The 25,951-nt window shown below is 58.2% G+C and carries 24 protein-coding genes and 1 pseudogene; 21 read left to right on the plus strand and 4 right to left on the minus strand.

Translation table 11 applies throughout. The features are described from left to right. The first annotated feature begins 97 nt into the window (after positions 1-97). The 5 genes from ACLBWT_RS18880 (at position 98) to glnA (ending at position 5,584) form a co-directional block, all read left to right on the plus strand. Complete coding sequence (locus ACLBWT_RS18880) at positions 98-1,111, plus strand: AAA family ATPase (RefSeq protein WP_447664753.1); 1,014 nt, start codon at positions 98-100, stop codon at positions 1,109-1,111. 22 nt (positions 1,112-1,133) lie between these two features. Then, complete coding sequence (hflX, locus tag ACLBWT_RS18885) at positions 1,134-2,459, plus strand: GTPase HflX (RefSeq protein WP_447664675.1); 1,326 nt, start codon at positions 1,134-1,136, stop codon at positions 2,457-2,459. 19 nt (positions 2,460-2,478) lie between these two features. After that, complete coding sequence (locus tag ACLBWT_RS18890; protein ID WP_447664754.1) at positions 2,479-3,714, plus strand: methionine gamma-lyase family protein; 1,236 nt, start codon at positions 2,479-2,481, stop codon at positions 3,712-3,714. 92 nt (positions 3,715-3,806) lie between these two features. After that, positions 3,807-4,220: a MerR family transcriptional regulator gene (locus tag ACLBWT_RS18895; protein WP_048745897.1), complete on the plus strand. Its 414-nt coding sequence runs from the start codon at positions 3,807-3,809 to the stop codon at positions 4,218-4,220. Between the two features lie 35 nt (positions 4,221-4,255). Continuing rightward, the gene (glnA, locus tag ACLBWT_RS18900; RefSeq protein WP_447664676.1) at positions 4,256-5,584 is read left to right on the plus strand and encodes a type I glutamate--ammonia ligase; all 1,329 of its coding nucleotides are present in this window, start codon (positions 4,256-4,258) and stop codon (positions 5,582-5,584) included. A 213-nt stretch (positions 5,585-5,797) separates the two neighbouring features. Here the strand turns inward: glnA and ACLBWT_RS18905 are convergent. Continuing rightward, positions 5,798-6,211 (minus strand): annotated as a pseudogene (locus ACLBWT_RS18905) (cupin domain-containing protein). 36 nt (positions 6,212-6,247) lie between these two features. Next, complete coding sequence (locus tag ACLBWT_RS18910; protein ID WP_447664677.1) at positions 6,248-7,213, minus strand: SDR family NAD(P)-dependent oxidoreductase; 966 nt, start codon at positions 7,211-7,213, stop codon at positions 6,248-6,250. An 80-nt stretch (positions 7,214-7,293) separates the two neighbouring features. On the opposite strand from ACLBWT_RS18910, the gene ACLBWT_RS18915 reads away from it, so the two are divergent. The 3 genes from ACLBWT_RS18915 to ACLBWT_RS18925 all read left to right on the plus strand — a co-directional run bounded on the left by ACLBWT_RS18915 (position 7,294) and on the right by ACLBWT_RS18925 (position 9,356). Then, positions 7,294-7,839, plus strand: a complete 546-nt coding sequence (locus ACLBWT_RS18915; RefSeq protein ID WP_447664755.1) for a TetR/AcrR family transcriptional regulator — start codon at positions 7,294-7,296, stop codon at positions 7,837-7,839. 249 nt (positions 7,840-8,088) lie between these two features. Further along, entirely contained in the window at positions 8,089-8,544 is a 456-nt protein-coding gene (locus ACLBWT_RS18920) for a GNAT family N-acetyltransferase (RefSeq protein ID WP_447664756.1), read from the plus strand. 239 nt (positions 8,545-8,783) lie between these two features. After that, on the plus strand, positions 8,784-9,356 hold the full coding sequence (locus ACLBWT_RS18925) for a hypothetical protein (RefSeq protein ID WP_447664678.1): 573 nt from the start codon (positions 8,784-8,786) through the stop codon (positions 9,354-9,356). 136 nt (positions 9,357-9,492) lie between these two features. Here the strand turns inward: ACLBWT_RS18925 and lexA are convergent, their stop codons facing one another. Beyond that, positions 9,493-10,116 (minus strand): transcriptional repressor LexA, encoded by a 624-nt coding sequence (lexA, locus tag ACLBWT_RS18930; RefSeq protein WP_447664679.1) that lies wholly within the window; start codon positions 10,114-10,116, stop codon positions 9,493-9,495. 210 nt (positions 10,117-10,326) lie between these two features. Here lexA and ACLBWT_RS18935 point away from each other — a divergent pair, with 210 nt between their 5' ends. The 5 genes from ACLBWT_RS18935 to ACLBWT_RS18955 all read left to right on the plus strand — a co-directional run bounded on the left by ACLBWT_RS18935 (position 10,327) and on the right by ACLBWT_RS18955 (position 13,583). Next, positions 10,327-10,791 carry a LysM peptidoglycan-binding domain-containing protein gene (locus ACLBWT_RS18935; RefSeq protein ID WP_447664680.1) on the plus strand — a complete coding sequence of 155 codons (465 nt, stop codon included), beginning with the start codon at positions 10,327-10,329 and terminating at the stop codon, positions 10,789-10,791. Positions 10,792-10,952: 161 nt separating this feature from the next. Further along, on the plus strand, positions 10,953-11,144 hold the full coding sequence (locus tag ACLBWT_RS18940; RefSeq protein WP_447664681.1) for a DUF896 domain-containing protein: 192 nt from the start codon (positions 10,953-10,955) through the stop codon (positions 11,142-11,144). 1 nt (position 11,145) lies between these two features. Next, positions 11,146-12,132: an aldo/keto reductase gene (locus ACLBWT_RS18945; RefSeq protein WP_447664682.1), complete on the plus strand. Its 987-nt coding sequence runs from the start codon at positions 11,146-11,148 to the stop codon at positions 12,130-12,132. 96 nt (positions 12,133-12,228) lie between these two features. Then, on the plus strand, positions 12,229-12,744 hold the full coding sequence (locus ACLBWT_RS18950; protein WP_232312963.1) for a hypothetical protein: 516 nt from the start codon (positions 12,229-12,231) through the stop codon (positions 12,742-12,744). Positions 12,745-12,797: 53 nt separating this feature from the next. Further along, positions 12,798-13,583 (plus strand): HAD family hydrolase, encoded by a 786-nt coding sequence (locus tag ACLBWT_RS18955; protein ID WP_447664683.1) that lies wholly within the window; start codon positions 12,798-12,800, stop codon positions 13,581-13,583. Between the two features lie 177 nt (positions 13,584-13,760). On the opposite strand, the gene ACLBWT_RS18960 is transcribed toward ACLBWT_RS18955, so the two are convergent. After that, the gene (locus ACLBWT_RS18960) at positions 13,761-14,303 is read right to left on the minus strand and encodes an acireductone dioxygenase (RefSeq protein ID WP_447664684.1); all 543 of its coding nucleotides are present in this window, start codon (positions 14,301-14,303) and stop codon (positions 13,761-13,763) included. A 155-nt stretch (positions 14,304-14,458) separates the two neighbouring features. Here ACLBWT_RS18960 and metH point away from each other — a divergent pair, with 155 nt between their 5' ends. The 8 genes from metH (at position 14,459) to ACLBWT_RS19000 (ending at position 25,948) form a co-directional block, all read left to right on the plus strand. Beyond that, positions 14,459-17,899 (plus strand): methionine synthase, encoded by a 3,441-nt coding sequence (metH, locus tag ACLBWT_RS18965; protein WP_447664685.1) that lies wholly within the window; start codon positions 14,459-14,461, stop codon positions 17,897-17,899. 31 nt (positions 17,900-17,930) lie between these two features. Beyond that, positions 17,931-18,887 (plus strand): ribonuclease Z, encoded by a 957-nt coding sequence (gene rnz / locus ACLBWT_RS18970; RefSeq protein WP_447664686.1) that lies wholly within the window; start codon positions 17,931-17,933, stop codon positions 18,885-18,887. A gap of 500 nt (positions 18,888-19,387) precedes the next feature. Next, on the plus strand, positions 19,388-21,634 hold the full coding sequence (locus ACLBWT_RS18975; RefSeq protein WP_447664757.1) for a DEAD/DEAH box helicase: 2,247 nt from the start codon (positions 19,388-19,390) through the stop codon (positions 21,632-21,634). Positions 21,635-21,707: 73 nt separating this feature from the next. Next, positions 21,708-23,048 (plus strand): ribonuclease H-like domain-containing protein, encoded by a 1,341-nt coding sequence (locus tag ACLBWT_RS18980; RefSeq protein WP_447664687.1) that lies wholly within the window; start codon positions 21,708-21,710, stop codon positions 23,046-23,048. Next, complete coding sequence (locus ACLBWT_RS18985) at positions 23,045-23,884, plus strand: HAD-IIA family hydrolase (RefSeq protein ID WP_447664688.1); 840 nt, start codon at positions 23,045-23,047, stop codon at positions 23,882-23,884. The genes ACLBWT_RS18980 and ACLBWT_RS18985 overlap by 4 nt, the downstream gene beginning before the upstream one ends. A 34-nt stretch (positions 23,885-23,918) precedes the next feature. Further along, positions 23,919-24,737, plus strand: coding sequence for an Fpg/Nei family DNA glycosylase (locus tag ACLBWT_RS18990; RefSeq protein WP_447664689.1), 819 nt, complete (start codon positions 23,919-23,921; stop codon positions 24,735-24,737). 3 nt (positions 24,738-24,740) lie between these two features. Next, the gene (locus tag ACLBWT_RS18995) at positions 24,741-25,580 is read left to right on the plus strand and encodes a deoxyribonuclease IV (RefSeq protein ID WP_447664690.1); all 840 of its coding nucleotides are present in this window, start codon (positions 24,741-24,743) and stop codon (positions 25,578-25,580) included. Further along, the gene (locus ACLBWT_RS19000) at positions 25,577-25,948 is read left to right on the plus strand and encodes a cyclic-phosphate processing receiver domain-containing protein (RefSeq protein ID WP_447664691.1); all 372 of its coding nucleotides are present in this window, start codon (positions 25,577-25,579) and stop codon (positions 25,946-25,948) included. The genes ACLBWT_RS18995 and ACLBWT_RS19000 overlap by 4 nt, the downstream gene beginning before the upstream one ends. Positions 25,949-25,951 lie beyond the last annotated feature (3 nt).

Raw genomic sequence — 25,951 nt, forward strand, 5'->3', positions numbered from 1 at the left:
CGATCTGAAGTCTGTCTGATTCTGTTAATATGGCTCTGCTGTCCCGAATACAATTGGTAGAGCCATTCAATTGCAGGAAGGACAGGTGATGCCGCGGATGAACGGACACGCCGCTTCGGGACATCAGGGCGCGAGGCCCTCCCGCCAAATAAATGTCGTGCTGCGAAGCCATGAGACATACGGTCTTGGAGCATCCTCTGCAGCCGCCCAGCAGGTCGATTATCCCGAGCCTGCGGGGGCCGTCAGGCAGGCCCCCGCAGCCGATCCATATGCCGAGATCCAAAAGGAAATGGAGCATATGGTCGGCATGGAAGGGGTCAAATCGCTTATCTATGAAATCTATGCCTTGCTTCTGATCAGCCAGATGCGCACGGAAGCCGGGCTCTCTGGCGGAGCGCAAGTCTATCATATGATATTCAAGGGCAATCCCGGCACCGGCAAGACGACGATTGCACGCATCGTCGCCAAGCTGTTCCAGAAGATGGGCCTGCTGTCCAAGGGACATCTGATCGAGGTCGAGCGGGCGGATCTGGTCGGCGAATACATCGGGCATACCGCACAGAAAACCCGCGACCTTGTGAAAAAGGCGCTGGGAGGCGTTCTGTTCGTCGATGAAGCCTACAGCCTGGCAAGAGGCGGGGAGAAGGACTTCGGCAAGGAAGCGATCGATACGCTCGTCAAAGCGATGGAGGACTACCGCAGCCAGTTCGTCCTCATTCTGGCCGGCTATCCGCTCGAGATCGAGCATTTTCTCCTGACGAATCCCGGCCTGCCTTCGAGATTCCCGATCCAGATCGACTTTCCGGACTATTCGGTGGACCAGCTCATTCAGATTGCGGAGCTGATGGCCAAGGACCGGGACTACTCCTTGCTCCCGCAAACCGTCTTCAAGCTGAGGAGCCATCTGATGCAGGAAAAGACGGCAACGCTCTATTCGTTCAGCAATGCCCGCTATGTCCGCAATCTTATCGAAAAAGCCATCCGCCATCAGGCCGTCAGGCTCCTCAACCAGTATGCGTCTACCAGTCCCGGCAGACAGGAGCTCATGAGCATCCGTCCGGAAGACATGCGCTGGGAGGGGAAGGTCAAGCAGCCTGGTGAAATCGGATAGGGCGAAAGGAGCTTCCCGAAGCTTGGATACGACTACCTATGAAACGGATCACGGCATGCCCGACAGGGCCATTCTCGTCAGTCTGGTCACCCAGGAGGCGAAGCGCGGCCCTTCGGATCCGGAGCATTCGCTCGAAGAGCTCGCCAACCTGGCCGATACGGCCGGCGTCGAGGTGCTTGCTACCGTCATTCAGAACAAGGAAGCGCCGGATCCCAAATGGCTCGTCGGCAAAGGCAAGGTCGAGGAGATCCGCGCCGTCAAGGATGAGCTCGGCGCGACGACGATCATTTTCGACCAGGAGCTGTCCGGAGCGCAGGTGCGCAATCTCGAGGAATCGCTCGATGCCAAAATCATCGATCGGACCCAGCTTATTCTCGATATATTCGCCGGAAGGGCGAAAACCCGGGAGGGCATCATCCAGGTCGAGCTCGCCCAGCTGAGCTACCTGCTGCCGCGACTGTCGGGACATGGAAAGAATCTGTCCCGCCTCGGCGGCGGCATCGGCACTCGCGGTCCGGGGGAGAGCAAGCTTGAGACCGACCGGAGGCATATCCGGGGACGAATCTCCGATCTCAAGGCCCATCTGCGGGAGCTGACGCGCACCCGCGAGCTGCACCGGGAGCGGCGGCGCAAGACGGGCGTGACCCAAGTCGCGCTTGTCGGATATACGAACGCAGGCAAGTCGACGCTGATGAATGAGCTCACGCTCGCCGACGTGCTGGTCGAGAACCGGCTGTTCGCTACGCTGGACCCGACCTCCCGGGTTCTCGTGCTGCCAAGCGGCAACGAAGTCGTGCTCACGGATACGGTCGGCTTCATCCAGAACCTGCCCCATGATCTTGTGGCCGCCTTCCGCGCCACCTTGGAGGAAGTCGCGGAGGCGGACCTGATCCTGCATGTCGTGGACAGCTCTTCTCCGATGCGGCGCGAGCAGATGCGCGTCGTCGAGGAGCTGCTCCAGCAGCTCGGGGCATCGGACAAGCCGCTCCTGCTCGTGTATAATAAGAAGGATCTGGTCGGAGGAGCGCTCAGAAGCCTGCTTCCGTCCAGCGGTCCTCGGCAGCTGCTCATCAGCGCCTACGACGCTGAAGACCGGATCCGCCTGCTGGAGGCGATCCAGGACGAGCTTTCGGGGGAGACCCGGTTGTTTGCCTTGCCGGCCGACCGCGGAGACCTGATCGCGCTAGCCTACCGTTGCGGCGAGGTGCTGGAGCGGGAAGCGGACGGCGACGTCCTATTGCTGACGGTGGAGCTCAACCGCGCGGATTACGAAGTGAACGGACATAAGCTGGAGCCATACCGCCAGTCGCGGACCAGCGCCGGAATTACGACACAGCAAGGAGACTGAATACAAGTTGGACAAGCTCATGAAGCTTGCGCAGGCGGCAGAAGCGAAGGTTCAATCCCGATTCGCGGAATTGGACCTCGTCGCCGAGCGCAATCAATGGAAAGTCATCGAAGCGTTTCAGAATCATAAGGTCAGCGATTTTCATTTCAACGGATCTACCGGATACGGCTACAACGATCGGGGGCGCGAAGTGCTCGATCTCGTGTATGCCGACGTCTTCCGGTCCGAGGCCGCTCTCGTGCGGCCTCATTTTGCGTCCGGGACGCACACGATCAGCACGGCGCTGTTCGGACTGCTCCGTCCCGGGGACGAACTGCTGTACGTGACGGGGCGTCCTTACGACACCTTGCACAAGGTCATCGGCAAGCCCGGCGACGGCACTGGCTCCCTTCAGGATTGGGGAATCCTCTACAAGGAGGCGGCGCTGGCGCCGGATGGCGGCGTCGATTGGGAAGCAGTGGAGACGCTCATTACGGAGCGGACCCGCGTCATCGGCATCCAGCGCTCGAGGGGCTACGACTGGAGAGCTTCGTTCACCGTCGATCAGATCGGAGAGATGGTCCGCCGAGTAAAATCCTTGAAGCCGGATGTGCTCGTGTTCGTCGACAATTGCTACGGCGAGTTCACGGAATTGTCGGAACCGACCGAGGTCGGAGCCGATCTCATCGCAGGCTCGCTCATTAAGAACCCCGGCGGCGGACTTGCCGCGACAGGCGGATACATAGCGGGCAAGGCCGATGCCGTCCAGGCGGCCGCCTACCGGCTCACGGCGCCGGGCATCGGCTCCGAGGTCGGAGCGATGCTGGATACGCTGCGCGGCATTTATCAAGGACTGTTTCTGGCTCCGCATCTCGTCGGGCAGGCATTGAAGGGAAGCGTGCTGTCGGCGGCGATGTTCGAGGAGCTCGGGTTCGAAACGTCCCCGGCCTGGAACGATCCGCGCACGGACCTGATCCAGGCGATCCGTTTCGGCTCTCCTGACGCTCTCACGGCATTTGTGCAAGGCATTCAGGCGGCGGCGGCTGTCGACTCGCATGTCGTGCCGGAGGCATGGGACATGCCGGGATACGAGCATCCGGTCATCATGGCGGCCGGCGCGTTCATCCAGGGAGGCAGCCTGGAGCTGTCTGCCGACGCGCCCATACGCGAGCCTTATATCGCGTACATGCAAGGTGGATTGACCTACTCCCATGTCAAGTACGCTTTGCTGCAGTCGCTTCAAAGACTGGAGCAGCAGGGCATTATTGTCAGTTAAACTTACACAAGAACCTAACATGACTTGACACCTTTATGTCGCGCGATTACAATAGGTTCATAACTTATCGCGATTGGAAGGTTGATGTGAACATGGCTGACGATATACGCCGCAATATGGCTTTGTTTCCGATCGGAATCGTGATGAAGCTCACGGACCTGACCGCACGCCAAATCCGCTATTACGAGCAGCATGAATTGATTGTCCCGGCGCGGACTTCGGGCAACCAAAGGCTGTTTTCCTTTAACGACGTGGAGCGGCTGCTTGAGATCAAATCCCTCATCGAGAAGGGAGTCAACATCGCCGGAATCAAGCAGGTGATGAACCCGGTCTCCAAGGAATCCGAGGATGCGACCATCATGACGGAGATTTCCGAAGTGAAGCGCCGCGAGCTCAGCGATTCCCAGCTCCGCCTGCTCCTGAAGCAGCAGCTGCAAGAGAAGCGCCCTGGCAAAGCTTCGCTCATCCAAGGCCAGCTGAGCCGTTTTTTCCCGAACAAACGCTGACAGCAACCTATTATATGATGTGAGGAGTAGATACGGTGAGTTACAACAAAGAAGATATCAAGCGCATCGCCAAGGAACAGAATGTCAGATTCATCCGTCTGCAGTTCACGGATCTGCTGGGCACGATCAAAAACGTCGAGATCCCGGTCAGCCAGCTTGAGAAAGCTCTCGACAATAAAATGATGTTCGACGGCTCCTCGATCGAAGGATATGTCCGCATCGAGGAATCCGATATGTACCTGTATCCCGACCTCAGCACATGGGTCGTATTCCCGTGGGTTACGGAGGACCGCGTCGCCCGCTTGATCTGCGACATCTACATGCCGGACGGCACGCCGTTCGCCGGCGATCCGCGCGGCATTCTGAAGCGCGTGCTCAAGGAAGCCGAGGATATGGGCTTCTCCGCGATGAACGTCGGCCCCGAGCCTGAGTTTTTCCTGTTCAAGACAAACGAGAAGGGCGAGCCGACGACCGAGCTCAACGACCAGGGCGGTTATTTCGATCTGGCGCCGATGGACCTCGGCGAGAACTGCCGCCGCGAAATCGTGCTGACGCTCGAGGAGATGGACTTCGAGATCGAAGCTTCCCACCACGAGGTCGCTCCCGGCCAGCATGAGATCGACTTCAAATATGCGGACGCCATCAAAGCGGCCGATCAGATCCAGACCTTCAAGCTCGTCGTCAAGACTGTCGCGCGCCAGCACGGCCTGCACGCGACCTTCATGCCGAAGCCGCTGTTCGGAGTCAATGGCTCCGGCATGCACTGCCATCAGTCGCTGTTCCGCGGCGGAGAGAACGCCTTCTATGACGAGGACGACCAGCTCGGACTCAGCCCGACGGCGCGTTATTACATGGCCGGCCTTCTGCGCCATGCACGCGCGATGACCGCCATCACCAATCCGACCGTCAACAGCTACAAGCGTCTGGTGCCTGGTTACGAGGCGCCGAGCTACGTCGCCTGGTCGGCAAGCAACCGCAGCCCGATGATCCGCATTCCGGCTTCCCGCGGCCTCAGCACCCGCGTCGAAGTGCGGAACCCGGATCCGGCGGCGAATCCGTACCTGGCTCTGGCCGTCATGCTGAAGGCGGGCCTGGACGGCATCAAGAACAAGCTGCCGCTGCCGGCTCCGATCGACCGCAACATCTACGTCATGACCGACGAAGAGCGTCTCGAGGACGGCATACCGAGCCTGCCGGAGGATCTTCGCGAAGCTCTGAACGAGCTGCTGCGCAGCGAGATCATTACGGAAGCTCTCGGCGACCACGCCTTGGCGCATTTCTACGAGCTCAAGGAAATCGAGTGGGACATGTACAAGACGCAAGTGCATGAGTGGGAACGCGATCAGTACCTGACTCTGTACTAAGTGTAGAGAACCGCGTTGCAGCCAGAGTGCTCGAATGGCAGCAGCGAAGGCAAACGGCTGAGGCGGCAGGGACGCCGTGCCAATGGCCGAGTCGCTGCATGAACCGATCGCTGCGCTCATAGTGACTATGCGCCTGAATTCTCCATGCAAAATTTAAGCCCGCTGACCAAATGGTCAGCGGGCTTTGTCGTTTCAAACTCAACCATGAAGCCTCTACTGGGATGCCTTTTCGTAAACTTCATCCGATACGGGCTCCAGCCATTCCGGCTTGCCGGCCGTAATGGCAAGATGCTCGAACCAGCTGTCCTTTGCCGCGCCATGCCAATGTTTTACGCCATCATGAGTAACGACAACATCGCCGGCTTTCAGCCGTTGAGCAGGCTTCCCTTCTTCCTGATACTAACCTTCGCCCCCCGTAACGAGCAGAAGCTGGAATCCATCCCGATGGATATGCCAATTATTCCGGCATCCGGGTTCAAAGGTCACGTTCCCGACACCGACATTTACTTTAGGGTCGGCAATCAAGGTTTTGAGATAACTTTGGCCTATGAAATAGTTTGCATAGGCTTCATTTTTTTCTCCAACGGGAAAGATAACTCCATGTTTTACTTCTTCATATTTTGCCATCCTTGATTTCTCCTCTGTTAAATGTTTTTCCTTCACTTACTCATAAGACAGAGACGTGGACAAGCCGCGATAAGCATCGATCTGCTTCTGAAGTTCATTCACCTTTTGCTCAATAGCAGCGACTGCATCTGCGCCGGCAATCCAGCGCAGCGGAGGCTGCTTCTCGCTGGCGATGGTAAGCAGCGCATGGGCAAGCTTGGATGGATCCCCGCTTTGTTTCCCGTTCATTGCTTCCCATCCGGAGCGCGTTGCTGCTGTGCGGCTGGCGTAATCGTCAATGCTCAGCTCGGCCCAAATGGTCGACTCCGGCTCAAGCAGCTCGGTCCGGAAGAAGCCTGGCTCGACAATGGTGGTGTGGATTCCGAATGGAGCGACGTCCAGCTGGAGAGACTCCATCCAGCCCTCAAGGCCAAATTTCGAAGCCGAATACGCCACGCAAAAGTCTTGGCCGACGATGCCTGCGAGCGAAGAGATGGAAATAATATGTCCGGAGCGAGCTTTGCGCATGACGGGAAGAACGGCTCTCGTAACATTCATCGGTCCGATGAGGTTGGTGTCGAGTTGCTTCTGGATTTGCGTCGGGGCCAGCTCTTCAAAGAAGCCTGCATAAAAGCTGGCCGCATTATTGACAAGCACATCGATCGTGCCGAAACGCTCAACGGCTGCCTGTACGGCTGATTTGGATTCCTCAAGGCTGGTAACATCCAATCTGACAACGAGCAGATTTTCGTCATCTCCGATTGCCTGCTTGACTCTATCTGTATTGCGTCCGGAAGCAATGACTTTATGTCCCGCTGCCAAGGCTGCCTTTGCAATATCAACCCCCATGCCGCGTCCTGCACCTGTAATAAACCATACTTTTTGTTCCGACATAATGACTGCCTCCTGGTCTAGTTTATTGTGTAAGCTGGTGTAGCAAGTCGTGCAATAAACTGCATGATAGTGCGATATCGCACATATGTGTATAATATAAGATGGCAGATAACTCTCTGCAAGGATCAATCTGGCTGCGTTTGCGCCTTATTGCACAAGGCGATGTGAAATGTGCGGTAAATTCCAAAAAAAGTATGGTGATGGCTAAAGTGTCGACCGTGGATAGAAGAATACTGAAATCTAAAGAAGCCATCAAGAATGCTTTTGTTCAACTCCTATCAGAGAAGAGCTTTGATGAGATCACCATGCAAGATCTTTCTGACCGGGCGAACGTTGGCCGGAGAACTATATATCATCATTATTTGGACAAGTATGACTTGCTGGATCAATTAATCGAAGAGCATATCGGCGAGCTTGGAAAGCTGTGCGCAGTCGGATCCGATCTGTCTTTTGCAGAAGGGAATTCACTTTGGTTCGACTATTTTGAACGGCACTATTCCTTCTTTTCGGCCATGTTGTCGAGCAAAGGAGCCCCTTTTTTTCGGAGCCGCTTCCTTGATTTCGTCATCGAGGAATTAGAAAGCGAAGTGGATGCTGCGGCAGGGAGAAATGCCGGTCTGAGCAAAGAGGTGGTTCTGCAGTTTTTTGGTGCGGCTGTAGTAGGTATTGTGGAGTCGTATTTCAAAAAAGAAATACCCGGTTCTTCTCAAAGCATAGCAGAACAAGTAGGCATGCTCTTGGACAGGAACCTTTAGAAAGGCAGAGGCTGATGCGGTTGCCGGCGATCGGAGCGCGAATTGGAACAACGATACAAGGAAACCCGATCGGATGCGTTCGGAAGCTGCCGAGATTGCAATGAACGCATACATGCCGCTGATGATCAGCCAGCCTGGTCTAAAAGCAAGGCGTAAAAGAGGAACATTTTCTTTCCGCATCTCCCTATTTTTCTGGGCTGAACGCCGATATAATACGGTAAACGGATTGGTTAGGGGAGAAAGCGAATGATGCGCATAACCGTGGACGACTTGAACGGACCTGAAATCCAGGCATTGATCGGGGAACATCTGCAGGCGATGGCCGATAATTCTCCGCCTGAAAGCATGCATGCCTTGGATCTCAGCGGTTTGAAGAAACCGGAAATTACGTTCTGGAGCGTATGGGAGGGGGATGAGCTGCTCGGCTGCGGCGCTCTCAAGGAGCTGGACAACAGTCATGGCGAGCTCAAATCCATGAGGACGGCTTCAAGGCATCTGAGGAAAGGGGTTGCGCGAAAGCTTCTTGAACATATCATCGGGGAAGCGAAACGAAGGGGCTACGTTCGGATAAGCCTGGAGACGGGCACCATGGCTGCTTTCGTTCCGGCCCGGGATTTGTATGAGAGCTTCGGCTTCATTGAATGCGGACCGTTCGCCGACTATGCGGAGGACCCGAACAGCGTATTCATGACAAAACCGTTGTAACATAACGGAGCAGACGATAAGGGACTCCAACAATTGGTGTGATCGGCGGTATCCGCCGCTGCAGCATTGCGCTCTCGATACTTGCTTTGCTCGCACTCTATAGGCCTTTAACAGCGGCTGTCCTGTCGGACAAGCCGTTTTTTCTTTGTTCTCAGACAATCTGAGAGGGCATAGGCTCATACTCATAGGCATCTTGCCGGAGGATTGCGGTCCTGATCCGGTCCACAGGGGGGAAGAGCGTGGCAAGACAATCAAAGCCGCGGGCTCGGGTGTCGGGAATCGTGCTTGCGCGGACAGCCTCCAGCATGCTGCCGCTATACGCCCGGTTCGTTCGAAGCCGTCCATTCGCTGAGGAATGGAGCGCTGCTGTACGAGCGGCGGATCTCGACACGCTGTTGAAGCTGTTCAGGGAGGAGATTCCGCTTGCGCCGGTCAATTCGTTCAGTACGAACGGCATCGGTTTCTTCGTGGACTTCAAATATCCGCCGCCTGTTCAGACGTACACGAATGCGACGACCATTCCTCCCGGAACGGCGCAATCCGCTTTCTCTGCAGCCATGCTCCGCAGGCTTTCGGAGGCCGTGCTGCCGCTCTACCGGCAGTTGGCCGGCAGCGGGATCTTCGCCAGGGAGGCGGCGGTTCTGATTCGAAGCGGGCAGGAGGAAAGGTTCCGTCGATTGATCAGGCCTTATGTGCGAAGCCGGCACTTGACCGGAATTCATCTTGAATCTTTCGGGTTCTACATGAGTTTTCAATACCCTGGCTCCAAGCATATCTACCGGAACGAATTTTTCCATGAAAAGTTCCAATGAGCATGCGAAAAGCAGCGAAAAATAAGAACCTTTGAAAAACAAACGCGCACTCAGTCAGAGTGCGCGAATGGCTGAATAAAGCCGGAAGCATGGGGGTAATGGAAGAGACTTCCTATTCGCCGGAAAGGGACAAGCCTCAGTGAAGATTGCGGAACAATCCGATTACCTTGCCGAGTATCGTCACATTCTTGAGCCGGATCGGCTCCATGGAGGAGTTCTCAGGCTGAAGCCGGATATGGTCGCGTTCCTTGTAGAACGTCTTGACCGTCGCTTCGTCATCTTCCGTCATGGCCACGACGATATCGCCGTTGCTGGCGGAAGGCTGCTGGCGGACGATGACGTAATCGCCATTATGTATGCCCGCTTCGATCATGCTCTCCCCGACGACACTCAGCATGAACACCTCGTGGTCGCCGACATAATCAGCCGGCAAAGGGAAGTACTCCTCGATGTTCTCAGTCGCCATGATCGGCACTCCGGCCGTTACCTTGCCGACGACGGGAACGCGGCTGATCGAGACGGGAAAGGGCAGCATGGCGGCATCGTCGCCGTCGAGGATCTCGATGGCGCGCGGCTTGGTAGGGTCGCGGCGGATCAGGCCCTTCTTCTCCAGGCGGTCCAGATGGCCATGCACCGTGGAGCTGGATGCCAGGCCTACCGCCTCGCCGATCTCACGTACTGAAGGTGGATAGCCTTTGTCCCGGACTTCGTTCTTGATGAAGTCAAGAATGGCCTGCTGGCGGTTGGACACTTTAGACATCGCAATCACTCCAAAACTAGAAATTAGTAGAAAGAAATATGTAGGCAAAGTATAGCACAGAACCCGAGTTCGTACAAACATAAGTTCGAGAAACAGCCGTTCGCATCGGGCATGCGCGTCCTGCGAACATACGTTCCAAATAAACGTTGACCAAAACAAATGTTCGTGTTATTCTGTGAATAAGAACAAACGTTTGGGGAGTGAACGGTCATGATGACTTTATCTGGATATAGCACGCCGGAGCGCGGCTCTAAGGCAACGGTCCGCAGGCAAGAGCAGAAGCAGGAACATATTTATCTCAAGGAATGCTTCCGTCCTGGAGCAGGCGCTGGCGATTCCAGTTTCATCACCCGTTCCTCCGCTGGCTCTGCAAAGCCATCTGGGAACAGCCGTCTGCGCCGCCTGCTTCCTTATGCCGCGTCAATCCTCCTGTTCCTTCTGATCTTCTCCAGCTTCTGGGGATTTTCCGGAGCGAGCTCATCTCTCATCCCCCCCGCAGCTGAAGGCGAGCTTACAATTACGGTGACGAGCGGCGACACTCTATGGTCCATCGCCGGGAATTCCGGCCTTTCCAACGACATCAGGCGCAGCGTATTTATGATCAAGGAGCGCAACGGGCTGAAGGATTCCGATTTGCAGGCGGGACAGACCTTGATCATTCCCAAGCAATCTTGAACAGCTTCTTTTAGAGCTTCAGCTTGCTTGGTAGAGTCTAATTCCATCTCGATAGGTATCAGCTCCGGCGGACATCGCCGGGGTTTTTTGGCTTTCTTGACAAGCTCTTCTCCGTAGTTCAAAGTTAGAAGGAAACGTCAAGGAACAGAGGTGAACGACTAGTGGATATCGATACCTTGATCGCGAGGATCAACGAGCTTTCCCGCAAGCACAAATCTGTCGGGCTGACGCCTGAGGAAGTCATAGAACGGACGCAGCTCAGACAGCAGTATCTGGCCAATTTCAAGCGCAATTTCAAGCAGCAGCTGGACACCATTGAATGGGTGGATGACGAGAACAAGGGGGGCCAATAAAATGGAATACCGATTGCTCGGCAAAAGCGGGCTGGCCGTCTCGGAGCTGTGTCTCGGAACGATGATGTTCGGCAATACGACATCTGAAGAAGAAGCGACTCGCATGATCCACCATTTTCGCGGCGAGGGCGGCAATTTCCTGGATACCGCCAACGTCTATGCCGGAGGCAGATCGGAGGAGATCGTCGGACGGGCGATGTCAGGCAATCGGGACGAATATGTGCTGGCCACCAAGGTCCGCATGCAGACGGAAGAGCATATCAACGGAGCCGGACTGTCGCGCAAGCATATCGTTCAGAACGTGGAAGCGAGCCTGAAGCGGCTCGGCACCGATTATATCGACCTCTATCAGGTCCATGTATGGGATCATGCGACGCCGCTGGAGGAGACGCTTCGCGCTCTGGACGATCTCGTCTCCGCCGGCAAGATCAGATACATAGGATGCTCCAACTATTTGTCCTGGCAGATGATGAAGGCGCTCGCCATGAGCGACAGCCGGGGATGGTCGCGCTTCATCAGCGTGCAGCCGCAATACAGCCTCCTGAACCGCGAGATGGACCGGGAGATGGTGCCTCTCTGCCTGGAGGAGAACGTCGGCATCATTCCATGGGCGCCGCTCGGCGGAGGCTTCCTGACCGGCCGTTACGGGCGCCAGGAGCCGACAGAAGGCAGGCTGACCGCGAATGCCGGCGAGAGCTCCTGGCAATACCGGAATACGGATGCTAACTTCCGCATCCTGGACGTCTTGATGGAGGTCGCTGCGCAAGCCGGCAAGACGCCGGCGCAAACGGCTCTCCGCTGGCTCATCCAGCAGAAGGGCATCACGTCGCCGATCTTCGGAGTGAGCACTTACGCGCAGTACGAAGAAAACATGGGAGCCGCGGGCTGGGAGCTGACGAAGGAGCAATTTGCTGCTTTGGACGAGGCGAGCCGCCTTCCTTCGGAATATCCGACGCGATTCCTGGAGAAGTTCCGCAGGCCTCTCTGACAGGCGGCCGTCGGCGTCTCCGCGCGAAACGGGAGGCGCCCCGCCTGCGTATATGGACAAGCCGCCCTGACAAGGCCAACAAAATCAATCGCAGAGGTGACCCTATTGTCTCGTTCCTGGGAACGCAAAGTACGCCGCAATTCGGCGCAGATCAATGCCACTAGAAAGAAGAGGGGACAGACCGCCATCAAGCCCGCGGCGTCCGGGGATCGTACGGAACGGTTCAAAGGCCGCAACTACATCTCCCCGATCATGCTCGTGCTGTTCGTCGCCTTGTATGTGCTGATCCTTCCAAAAGATGAAGGAGCGACGAACTGGAACTGGATCGTCGTGGCGATGTACGTCTTCCTGGCCCTGATGTTCTTCCTGCGGCGCCCTTATTTGGCGGTCGGAGCCGATTTTGTGCAGACACGCCGCATGACCGGCGACAAGCGTCTGAATAAAGAAGCCATCAAAGGCATCTCGGTCATGAAAAGCTATGTCGTCATCGAGCAGGTCAAAGGGGCGAACTGGGTGTTCTCCCGGGTGCTGAACCGTTATCCTACGGACCGGATGGCGGTCAGCCTGGAGCAGTTCGCCGCCCGCAACGGCATTCCTTTTACGCAGAAATGACATCCGGCTTGCAGCCGTCAGCATGGACATAATGGTTCGAGGGGAAGAGAGAGATGGCGAAGAAAGCGGTATTGTTTGATCTGGACGATACGCTCCTGTGGGATGAGCGGAGCGTGGACGAAGCTTTCCAGGCCACTTGCGAATGGGCGCAGCAGCAGTCCGGCGCAGATCCGAAGCGTCTGGAGGCGGAGGTGAAGCGGGAGGCGAGAGAGCTGTACAGCTCTTATGAAACGTTCCCGTTCACGCAGCAAATCGGCATCAATCCGCTTGAAGGGCTGTGGGCCCGCTTTTCGGAGGGGGAGCTGGAATCGTTCCGCAAGCTGGAGCAGCTGGCTCCAGGCTACCGCAAGGATGCTTGGACCCGCGGCCTCTCGGCCGTCGGGATCGACGATCCGTCTCTTGGAGCGGAGCTTGCCGAGCGCTTCCCGAAGGAACGCCGCGAGCGGCCGATCGTATACGAGGAGACCTTCGAGGTGCTGGACGCCCTCAAAGGCAAGTACAAGCTGCTTCTGCTTACAAACGGATCCCCGGATCTGCAGCAGGAGAAGCTGCTCGGCGTGCCCGAGCTGACCTCCTACTTCGACGAGATCGTCATCAGCGGCAATTACGGCAAAGGCAAGCCGGATGCAAGCATATTCCGCCATGCGCTTGAGCTGCTCGGAGTGGATCCGGAGGATGGCATCATGGTCGGAGACAAGCTTACGACCGACATTCTCGGAGCGAACACGATCGGGATGACATCGGTATGGATCAACCGGGGCGGAAAGGCGAAAAATCCGGAAATCGTGCCCAGCCATGAAATTACGAGATTGGATCAGCTCATTCCGCTGCTTGCATAAGGCGTCGCAAGACGGTTCCGATATGCACGCAAGCATCCGCGTCCCGAGCGACAGGCTGCGGGAACGCGGCCGGCATCGCGAATCAGCGATTGGAATCATCATCCCATAAGAAAAAGGCTGCCGCCCTTGTCGTCTTCAATCGAAGTCGACGGGCGGCAGCCTTTTTGGCGCCGGCAATCAAGCTTTCTGGAATTCAGGATCGGAGTAGTTGTGAGCAATCCAGCCGTCTTTCTCGATGAACAGGCGTACCGCGACAATCTTGCGGTTATCCATCAAGGTGAAGAAGTGGGGCTTGTTCTCCGGCACGGAGATGACGTCGCCGGCTTCAAGCTCGACGTCGAAGTAGCCGACTTCGTCGGAGCCCTTGATGATGAAGATGCCTTTGCCGGCTGTGATGGCGCGGATCTCATCCTCGGTATGGGTGTGGACGTTCTCGAATTTCTGGAGCAGCTCGTCCAGATTCGGCGTCGACTCGGACAGAGTGATGATATCCCAGATCTGATAGCCTCGGCGGCCGGCCAGATCGCGGATTTCGGAGTCGAACGTTTCCAGGATGGAAGCTTTTTCGTCGTCGCTCAGGGTGAACTTCTCCTGCAGGGACGCGTCGAGCTTGCTCATGTCCCAGTGCTCGTAAAGCACCTCTTGGGAATCCAAAAATGCTTTCACATGCTCATCGCCGGAAATGCGTTCGTTCGTATTGCGGATGCGGATTTCAGCCATCGGCAATTCCCTCTTTTCCCATTGAAATGAATTGAATATATCGCTAATTTCTATTATAAATCAACTTTCGGGGGTTGTCGATTACAGTTCTTTTCACTCCAGCGTTCATCTGATAGACTAAAGGATAACGATTTTTGACGGAGAGGTGCAGAAGATTGTCGAAGCCAAGTTTGCAGGAAATGCTTGAGAAGCGCATCTTGATACTGGACGGGGCCATGGGCACGATGATCCAGCAGGTCGATCTGACGGCCGAAGACTTCGGCGGCGAGGAGCTGGAGGGCTGCAACGAGATGCTCGTGCTGACCCGGCCGGAGGTCATCCGCAGCATCCATGAGCAGTACCTGGAGGCGGGAGCGGATCTCATCGAGACGAATACGTTCGGGGGAGCGAGCATCGTTCTCGCCGAGTACGACATTCCGGAGCGGGCCCGGGAGATCAATCTCGCGGCAGCGCGCATCGCGAGGGAAGCGGCGGACAAGTATTCCACCGCCGAGCATCCCCGTTTCGTCGTGGGCGCGATCGGTCCGACGACGAAAACGCTATCGGTGACAGGCGGCGTCACCTTCGAAGGCTTGGTAGACAGCTATTTCGAGCAAGCGGTCGCCCTGATCGAGGGCGGCGTCGACTGCATGCTGCTGGAGACATCCCAGGATACGCTCAACGTCAAGGCGGGCAGCATCGCGATCCGCAACGCCTACGAGGCGACAGGAAAGACGCTGCCGCTGATGATATCCGGCACGATCGAGCCGATGGGCACGACGCTGGCCGGCCAGAACATCGAATCCTTCTACATCTCCCTGGAGCATCTCAATCCGATCTCGATCGGGCTCAACTGCGCGACCGGTCCGGAATTCATGCGCGACCATATCCGCACGCTGAGCGATATCTCGCTGGCGGCCGTCAGCTGTTATCCCAATGCGGGCCTTCCGGACGAAAACGGCCATTACCATGAATCTCCCCAGTCGCTTGCGCTCAAGATGGGCGCATTCGCCGAGAACGGCTGGCTGAACATCGCCGGCGGCTGCTGCGGCACGACTCCGGAGCATATCCGGGCGATGGCGGAAACGATGAGCCGATACGCGCCGCGCGGCCGCGGCGGCAATCATCCTCCAGCCGTGTCCGGCATCGAGACGGTCTACATCGAATCCGACAACCGTCCCTACATGGTAGGCGAACGGACGAACGTGCTCGGCTCGCGCAAATTCAAGCGCCTCATCGTGGAAGGCAAATACGAGGAAGCGGCTGAAATCGCCCGCGCCCAAGTCAAGAAGGGCGCCCATGTCATCGACGTCTGCCTCCAGGATCCGGACCGCGACGAAAGCGAGGACATGAAGAAGTTCCTCGAGATCGTCGTCAAGCTTGTGAAGGCGCCGCTCGTCATCGACACGACCGATCCCGCGGTCATCGAGCTGTCGCTCAAATACAGCCAAGGCAAAGCCATCATCAACTCGATCAACCTGGAGGACGGCGAGGAGAAATTCGAGCAGGTCGTGCCGATCATCCACCGCTACGGGGCAGCAGTCGTCGTCGGCACGATCGACGAGCGCGGACAAGCCATCACGAGGGAGGACAAGCTCGAGGTCGCCAAGCGGTCTTACGACTTGCTCGTGAACAAATACGGCCTCCGTCCGGAAGATATCATTTTCGATCCCCTCATGTTCCCTGTCGGAACGGGCGACGAGCAGTACATCGGATCCGCGGAGGAAACCGTCGAAGGCATCCGGCTCATCAAGCAGGCGATGCCGAAATGCCATACGATCCTCGGCATCAGCAACATCAGCTTCGGGCTGCCGGAAGCCGGACGCGAGGTGCTCAACTCCGTATACTTGTACGAGTGCACCAAGGCGGGCCTCGATTACGCGATCGTCAATACGGAGAAGCTGGAACGGTACGCATCCATTCCCGAGCATGAGCGCAAGCTGGCCGAGGATCTGATCTACCGCACGAACGACGAGACGCTGGCCGCCTTTGTCGCCGCATTCCGCGAGAAGAAGGTCGAGAAGAAGGAGAAGGTATCCAATCTGCCTCTGGAAGAGCGGCTTGCTTCCTATGTGGTTGAAGGAACCAAGGAAGGATTGTTCGCCGATCTGGACGAAGCTCTCGGCAAATACTCCGCCCTGCAGATCATCAATGGCCCGCTCATGAAAGGCATGGACGAGGTCGGACGGCTGTTCAACAACAATGAGCTCATCGTCGCCGAGGTGCTTCAGAGCGCCGAGGTCATGAAGGCATCCGTCGCGCATCTCGAGCCTCACATGGAGAAGACCGAGTCGTCGGTCAAGGGCAAGATCATCCTGGCCACCGTCAAGGGCGACGTGCATGACATCGGCAAAAACCTGGTTGAAATTATTCTTTCCAATAATGGGTATCATATCGTCAACCTGGGCATCAAAGTGCCGCCGGAACAGCTGATCGAAGCCCAGCGCAGGGAAAAGGCGGACGCCATCGGCCTCTCGGGTCTGCTGGTGAAGTCCGCGCAGCAGATGGTCATCACGGCCCAGGATCTCCGCAATGCCGACATCGACGTGCCGATCATGGTCGGCGGAGCCGCCTTGACCCGCAAGTTCACGAAAACGCGGATCGGTCCGGAATATGACGGCTTGGTGCTCTACGCCAAGGACGCCATGGAAGGCCTCGACCTCGCCAACAAGCTGATGGACAAGCACCATCGCGCCCGCATGGATGAAGAGCATGCCGAAGCGAAAGCCAGCGGCGCCGTCGCCGTGGAGGAGAAGCCGGAGCTGCCGCAGCAAACCCGCGCGGTCCGTTCTTCCATCAACCGCGATGCTCCCGTGTATTTGCCGCCGGATCTGGACCGCCATATTCTGCGCAACGTCCCTATCCCGCATATCGTTCCTTATGTGAACATGCAGATGCTGCTCGGCCATCATCTCGGCGTGCGCGGCAAGGTGGAGGAGCTGCTGGCGGCCCGCGAGCCCAAGGTGATGCAGCTGAAGGATACAGTCGATTCCATTCTGCATGAAGCGGTTAAAGAAGGAATTATCCGGGCGCACGGCATGTACCGGTTTTTCCCGGCCCAGTCGGAAGGCAACGATATCGTCGTGTACGATCCGCAGGATCCTTCCCGGATTCTCAAGCGCTTCAGCTTCCCGCGCCAGCAGGTCGAGCCTTACCTCTGCCTGGCCGATTATCTGAAGAGCGTAGACAGCGGCATCATGGATTATGTCGGATTCCTGGTCGTGACGGCGGGGGAAGGCGTCCGCGAACTGGCCGGAGACTGGAAGGACAAAGGCGATTACCTGCGCTCCCATGCCCTGCAGTCGGTCGCTCTCGAAGTGGCGGAGGGGATGGCGGAGCGCATCCACCATATGATGAGGGATATGTGGGGCATACCGGATTCTCCGGACATGACGATGAAGCAGCGCCACGGCGCTCGTTATCAGGGCGTCCGGGTTTCGTTCGGCTACCCGGCTTGTCCGAATCTGGAGGACCAGGGTCCGCTCTTCGAGCTTCTGCATCCCGAGGATATCGGCGTCGAGCTGACCGAGGGCTTCATGATGGAGCCGGAAGCATCCGTGTCCGCGATGGTGTTCGCCCATCCCGAAGCCAAATATTTCAACGTCGACAAGGCATAAGGAATTGGAATGGAAGGGGGAGCCTCCATAAATGGAACTGACATTATTGGGAACCGGCGCCGGCAGGCCCTCGCGCCTGCGCAACGTGACTTCCGTTGCCCTGACGCTTCCGCAGCCGCGCTGCTCGGTGTGGCTGTTCGACTGCGGAGAGGCGACCCAGCATCAGCTGATGCGCACTCCGCTCAAGATGAGCAAGGTCGAAGCCGTGTTCATCACTCATATGCACGGGGATCATGTCAACGGCTTGCCCGGACTGCTCAGCAGCCGCTCCTATCACCCTGGGGCGGGCAAGCTCCGTCTGTTCGGGCCGGAAGGAATCCGAGAGTACTTGCAGGCTGTCTTCCGGCTGACAGCTTCGCATCTGGACTATGAGCTCGAAATCACCGAGCTGGCGCCCGGCGTCGTCTACGAGGATGAGCTGTATATCGTCGAAGCGGACAGGCTGGACCACCGGGTGCCGAGCTGGGGGTACCGGATCGTCGAGAAGGATAAGCCGGGCGCCCTCGATTCCGCCAAGGCACGCTCATTAGGCGTCCCGTTCGGCCCTCAGCTCGGGCTGCTCAAGCAAGGAAAGGACATCACCCTTGACGACGGACGCGTCATCCGCAGCAGCGACGTGCTGGGGCCGGCATTGCCGGGGCGGATCGTCACGGTCCTCGGCGACACGATTCCTTGCCCGGCGATCGTACGCTTGGCCAAGGATGCGGATCTTCTTGTCCACGAGGCGACGTTTGAAGGCGCGATGGCGGACAAAGCGAAAGCCTACGGACATTCCACGACGCTGCAGGCGGCTGCCGCAGCCGCTGAAGCGGGCGCGCGCAGGCTGGTCATGACGCATTTCAGCAGCCGCTACCGCGATGAGGACATGCCAGCGTTGGTCGCCGAGGCGCGCGGCATATTTGCAGAATCCTATGCGGGAGCCGACCTTTTGACCGTACCTATCCCCAGACAGGGTGAGGAGGAGCCGGAGGGCTCCTGCTGGATTTGAGCCGGAAGGCGGCAAGACTGCCGCGATGCCATTGTCTATAAGGTTCCAATAACGGCCATTTTCCGTATCGGCGGAAAATGGCCTATTGCCTATCGACGGCTCGTCTGCCCCCAGAAGGATGCGGATGCAGCGCTGTTCTCGCCAGGCGGAATCCGGACCGCCAGGGGCAGCTGGCAGCTGGCGGGTTCTGAAGCTGAATAAAGCTGGATATAGACGGTCCCGGCGCCGAATCAAGCCGAATTCAGCCGTGTCCTGCGCATTCCGATGCGGAAGGCTGTCGAGGCGTGGCAAAAAGACATTGATGTCTCTGCGGACGGAGAAAATCGAGCCTATATTTGCCTATATTAATAGTTAATGATGCTAAATATAAAGGGCACGAATGGTTTGAAGCGCCGAAGGAAGCTCCAAGCTCCCGTCTCTCTCGGGAACCTCTTTCTATTGTTCTGGCAAAACGAACAGATATTCGCTAAAATGTCACTAGAAGAGGTGACAGCATCATGATGAAAAAGAAAACTCTTTCCGAGCTGATCGAGGAACTGCGCGGAAATGAACATATAGCCAATTGGCATGAAATCGAGCCGCAGGAGGCGCGGACCCGGCCGATGCCCGAGAGCGTCGACCCCCGGATCAAGGACGCCCTCGGCAAGCGGGGCATCGCGGAGCTGTACACTCATCAGAGCAGCGCGTACGAGACGGTCCGCAAAGGGGAGAATGTCGTCGCGGTGACGCCGACCGCCTCGGGCAAGACGCTTTGCTACAATCTGCCCGTGCTGCAGCAGATCGCGGACGACGATTCGAGCCGGGCGCTGTATCTCTTCCCGACCAAAGCGCTCGCCCAGGACCAGAAGAGCGAGCTGAACGAAATCATCCAGGAAATGGGCATCGTCATCAAAAGCTATACGTACGACGGAGACACTTCTCCGGCGATCCGGCAGCTCGTGAGAAAGGCCGGGCATATCGTCATCACCAACCCGGACATGCTCCATTCCGCCATTCTTCCTCATCATACGAAGTGGGTCAGCCTGTTCGAGAACCTGAAGTTCATCGTCATCGACGAGCTGCATACGTATCGCGGAGTATTCGGCAGCCATGTCGCCAACGTCATCCGGCGGCTGAAGCGGATTTGCGCTTTTTACGGCAGCAATCCGGTGTTCATCTGCACGTCGGCGACAATCGCGAATCCGCGGGAGCTCGCGGAGCATCTGACCGGCAGCCCGATGCGGCTGATCGACGACAACGGCGCTCCGAGGGGGCGGAAGCATTTCGTCTTCTACAATCCGCCCGTCGTCAACCAGGCGCTCAATATCAGGCGGAGCGCGACCGTCGAGGTCAACAACCTGGCCAAGGAATTCCTGAAGAACAAGATCCAGACGATCATCTTCGCCAGAAGCCGGGTCCGGGTCGAAATCATCCTGAGCCACATCCAGGAGCTCGTGAAGAAAGAGATCGGCCCGAAGTCGATCCGCGGCTATCGGGGCGGCTACCTGCCGAACCAGCGGCGCGAGATCGAGAAGGGGCTTCGCAGCGGCGATATTCTCGGCGTCGTCAGCACGAACGCGCTGGAGCTCGGCGTCGACATCGGACAGCTCCAGGTATGCGTCATGACGGGTTACCCCGGCAGCATCGCCAGCAGCTGGCAGCAGGCCGGCCGGGCGGGACGTCGCCATGGAGAGTCGCTGATCGTCATGGTTGCCGGATCGACGCCGGTCGACCAGTACATGGTGCACAACCCCGACTACTTTTTCGAGCGCAGTCCGGAAGCGGCCCGGATCAACCCGGAAAATCTGATCATCCTCGTCGATCATTTGAAATGCGCGGCGTACGAGCTGCCCTTCAAGGAAAGCGAGGAGTACGGTCCGCTGGATGTCGGCGACATCATGGAGTATCTGGTGGAGGAGCGCGTCCTGCACAAAAACGCCGATACGTTCTACTGGGCTAACCAGTCGTTCCCTGCGAGCGGCATCAGCCTGCGCTCCGCTTCCCAGGAAAATGTCGTCATCGTCGACCAGTCCGACGTCGCGAACGTGCGGATCATCGGGGAGATGGACCGGTTCAGCGCCATGACGCTGCTGCATGACGAGGCGATCTACCTTCATGAGGGCGTCCAGTTCCAGGTGGAGAAGCTCGATTGGGACCACAAGAAAGCCTACGTGCGCGAAGTGGACGTGGAGTATTATACCGACGCCAATCTCGCCATCAACCTCAAGGTGCTTGAAATCGACAAGACGAAGGAGCGGCAGGATGGTTCCCTGCACTTCGGAGATGTCACCGTCAATGCCATTCCGACGATCTTCAAGAAGATCAAGATGACGACGTTCGAGAATATCGGATCGGGGCCGATCCATCTTCCCGAGGAGGAGCTGCATACGTCTTCGGCCTGGATCGAGATAAGGCAGGTCGACGACGATATCGGCGCCAAGACGCTGGAGCAGCTCCTGCTCGGCATCGCCCATGTGCTCAAGCATATCGTTCCCGTCCTGGCGATGTGCGACCGGAACGACATCCATGTCGTGCCGCAGATCAAGGCGGCGCATACGCAGCTGCCGACGATATTCGTATATGATCACTATCCGGGAGGCATCGGCTTGGCGGACGAGGTGTACAAGCGGTTCGACGAGGTCCGGGACGCGGCGCTGAACATGATTTCCGGATGCCCGTGCAAGGACGGATGCCCTTCCTGCATCGGCACGGAAATAGAAGGAAGCGACCTCAAGCGCAGAAGCATCCGGCTGCTGGAGCGGTTATGAAAGCTCACAGGATCGTCAAGGCGGATAGGCTTGCAATGAAGGATACAGGACGCGAGAAGAGAGGAGGCGGCTCATGAGCAGCCTGCGCGAGAAAATGAACCGGCTGAAAGGAATCAAACCCGCAGAGGATCAAGCTGCCGGGTCTCCTGCTGCCGCTGATCTTCTGGAGAACGACCCGATGCAGGAGGCATCTGCATCCGAAGCGGCAGCGGGCGGGCTTGCTTCGGCCGGTCCGGAATGGGACCGCCACGGCGTGAAGCTCGTCGCCAACGCAGCCGGCGATTGCCTGGAGAGGCGGATCACGCTGCCGCTCGGCCACCGGAGCGGGCATCATTCGCTCTCGGAGTGGACGGGAACGGCCGGACAGCTCGGCGCCTTCCATCCGGACGCAGGCGAGGCGCCTGATGCCGGCAACGTCCTATTCCTCGACCTGGAGACGACCGGCCTCGGAGCCGGAACGGGCAACGTGCCGTTCATGATGGGGCTGGCGTATTTCGAAGACGGAGCCTTCATCCTGCGTCAGTTCCTGATCCGCCATCCCGCCGAGGAGCGGGCGATGCTGCAGGAGCTGCTGCTCCTGCTGCCGCGCTTCCGCTGGCTAGGAACGTACAACGGGCGCTCCTTCGACTGGCCGCTCGTCCAATCCCGGTTCATCATGAACGGCTTCCGCGGGACGCCTGAGCTGCTGCATCTGGATTTTCTCCATCCGTCTAGAAGCATATGGAAAAACACGCTTGTCTCCTGCAAGCTGAGCCATGTCGAAGAAGAGCGTCTCGGCATCTTCCGAACGGACGATGTGCCGGGATCGCTGGCGCCGGCGCTCTACTTTCAATATTTGGCGGAAGGCGATCCCGATGTGCTTGAGGGCGTATTCCGCCATAACGAACAGGATATGGTCACCCTTGCGTGCCTGGGCATCCGCTTCGGCCATTTGCTCGCCGGCGCTGTCGGAGAGCGGACGCCGATGCCCGAGGAGAACGAGGAGCGGCTGCGCACCGGATTATGGCTGGAGAAGATGGGCCGGACGGCTGACGCCGAGCGTCTTTTCGCCTTGGTGGAAGCCTCGGAGAAGCCTGCTCCTTCGGCTTGGCACACGCTGGCGATGAGGGAGAAGAAAACTGGCAATTGGGACCGGGCTGTGGTATTGTGGCAGAAAGCCGCCGCCTGCATGAGGACGGCGCTTATTCCGAACGTGGACGCCCATGTGGAGCTGGCCATGTTCTACGAGCACAAGCTCAAGGATGTCCACTCGGCTCTCGCCTATGCGGAGGAAGCGATCGAGCTGTTCGCGGGCAGGCCGCATGATTACCGCAGCGCCAAGCGGCGGGCCGAGCAGGAAGCTTTGCTCAAGCGGCGCGACAGGCTCCGCCGCAAATGCGGAGGGAGCGGCGCCATGCTGGAGGTTGACAGATGAAGAAAACGTACAGCTTGCCGGGAATGCCGGCGCCGGACCGGCCGATCGGCGGCCTCCTGCTCGACCTCGACGGAACGGTCTATCGGGGCGAGAAGGCTGTCGATGGGGCCGGTTCTCTTGTGAGGGCGCTTCGTGATGCCGGAGTTCCCTACAAATATGTGACGAACAACTCCTCCTCCAGTCCCGAAGCCGTCGCGAAGAGGCTGCGGGATATGGGCGTGGATGCGGAAGCCGACGAAGTATGCACCTCTTCCCAGGCGGCAGCGCGATATGCGGCCGAACGCTTTCCGGGCGGCAAGGTGTTCCTGATCGGGGAAGAAGGCTTGGCGGCAGAGCTGGAGCAAGCGGGCCTGATGCTGGTCGAACGGGATGCCGATCTCGTCGTCCAGGGCATCGACCGCGCCTTCTCCTACGCCAAGGCTTCCGAGGCGGTGAGAGAGCTGCTGGCGGGAGCGGAATTCATCCTGACGAATCCGGATCTGCTGCTGCCTTCCCATGGAGGCCTCTTTCCGGGAGCGGGCTCCATCGGGGCGATGCTTGCCGCCGCGTCGGGAGCGAAGCCTGTCGTCATCGGCAAGCCGGAGAAGATCCTGATGGATTATTCGCTGGAAAGGATCGGCTTGACGGCAGAGGAGGTATGGGTCGTCGGCGATAACTTGGCGACCGACATCGCCGCGGGCAAGAACAGCGGCTGCGGCACGATTCTCGTGCTGACGGGACTGACGAGCCCGGACAATTATGCCCGCTACGCGGAAGCGGCGGATGCCGAGCCCGATGCCGTCTGCGGCTCGCTAGCCGATCTGCAATCGTATATATTGAAGTACATAGGGCGATAAAAAGAACAACACGAGGGAAAGGAAGCGAGACTTCATGCCGGAATATCCTGAAATGGACCACTATCGGATGCTGCTGGGCGCTTCCGTCGCCGGACAGCGGATCCGCAAAGTCGCCGTCGAGCGGGAGAAGTCGGTCAATCTGCCGGCCGGCGAGTTCGTCTCCAGGCTGGAGGGCCGTACGATCTGGTTCGTCGAGCGGCGCGGAAAGCATTTGATTTTTCATTTGGACAACGGAGAAAGGCTGCTCCTGCATCTCATGCTGGGGGGCTGGATGTTTTACGGCTCCGAAGAAGAGCGGCCAGACAGAACCGTTCAGGTTCAATTGGACCTCGACAGCGGCAACCTGTATTTCATCGGACTGAGGCTCGGTTACCTGCATCTGCTCTCCGCCAAGGAAACCGAAGGGAAGCTTGCCGCGCTCGGTCCCGAGCCTTTCGATCCGAGATTGACGCTGGCCGCGTTCACCTCCAGGCTCCTGGCCAAGAAGCGGAGCGCCTTGAAGACGGTGCTGGTGGACCAGAGCGTCATCGCCGGCATCGGCAACTGTTATTCCGACGAGATCGCCTGGGAAGCGAAGCTGCGCCCGGACGCCAAGCTAGGCGGCCTGAGCGAGGAGTCCTTCGCGCGGCTGTACGATGCGATGCATTCCATGCTGCTGGAAGCGCGCACCCGAGGCGGTTATATGGAAAATCCGTTCCAGGCCGGCGACGAGTCGACAGGCGGCTATAACGACGATTGCAAAGTCTATGACCGTCCGGGCGGCGAATGCTACCGCTGCGGCGGGACGATCGAGCAGCATGAAATGTCTTCGCGCAAAGTATTCTTTTGTCCGGATTGCCAGAAGGAATCCTGAGCCATGCCAGACAACCGGATCGGCTGCCATCTCAGCACTAGAGGGGGATACCGGGCCGCGGCGGAAAGGGCTTCGGCCCTCGGCTGCGGCTCTTTCCAATACTTCCCGAAAAATCCGCGGAGTCTCGGCGTCAAAGCTTTCGATCGCCGCGACGCCCAGCGCTGCAAGGAATGGTGTCAGGAGCATGGACTGTCGTCCATCGCCCATTCCCCTTATCCGAACAACCTGGCTTCGGAGGATGCTTCCGTCCGCGAGCGGACAGCCGAATCCTTGCTCAACGATCTCGACATCGCGGAGGCATGCGGATCGCTTGGCGTCGTCGTCCATTTCGGCATCTACAAAGGCGCGGATCCGCTGGAAGGCTACCGGCTGATGATCGGGACGCTGGATGGAATCACAAGCAGCTGGGACGGCAAATGCAAGCTGCTCATCGAGAATCAAGCCGGCAATCACGGCTTCATGGGCATGACGCTGGAGGAGCTGGCGCAAGTGCGCTCGCTCTGCCGCGAGCCCGCCAAGATCGCTTTCTGCCTCGACAGCTGCCATCTGTTCGCGAGCGGAATTTGGAAAGGCGATGCCGGGGCGCAGTGGCATGCCGACGCGAAGAGGGCCGGCAGCCTGGACCATATCGCCGCCCTTCATTTCAACGACTCCGCATACGGCAGCGGTTCGCGGCGCGACCGCCATGCCCGGCTGGGCGAAGGCGTTGTAGGCGATGCCGGACTCCGGTGGCTGCTTGAAGCGCTCCCCGGCATTCCTGCCGTCCTTGAGACGGCTTCCGGCGCAGACGGCACGCACCGCGAGCAGCTGTCGATCATGAAGTCATGGGAGGAACGGACTTGATCCATGTCTATTTAGATGATTTCCGCCGTTGTCCGGAAGGCTTCGTCCACGCCCGCAATGCCGAGGAGTGCATCGCCCTCGTCGCTTCCGAGGACATCGGCATCCTCTCCCTGGATTTCGACCTCGGCTGGGGCCAGCCTACGGGAATCGAAGTTGCCCGCTATATCGCGGAGAGCGGCCGTTATCCGCAGGAAATCTATCTGCATACATCCAGTACGGAAGGCAGGCGAATGATGTACAAGCTGCTGTCGGACTCCCTTCCAGAAGGAAGCCGTCTTTCCTATGCCTCCATGCCGGAAGAGACACTTGCCAGGGCGGCAGGCGGCGAAGCGGCGGATGCCGCATCAATTCAAGAGAAGAACGGGTGAGCA

It is taken from the genome of Paenibacillus sp. D51F (assembly GCF_053345695.1).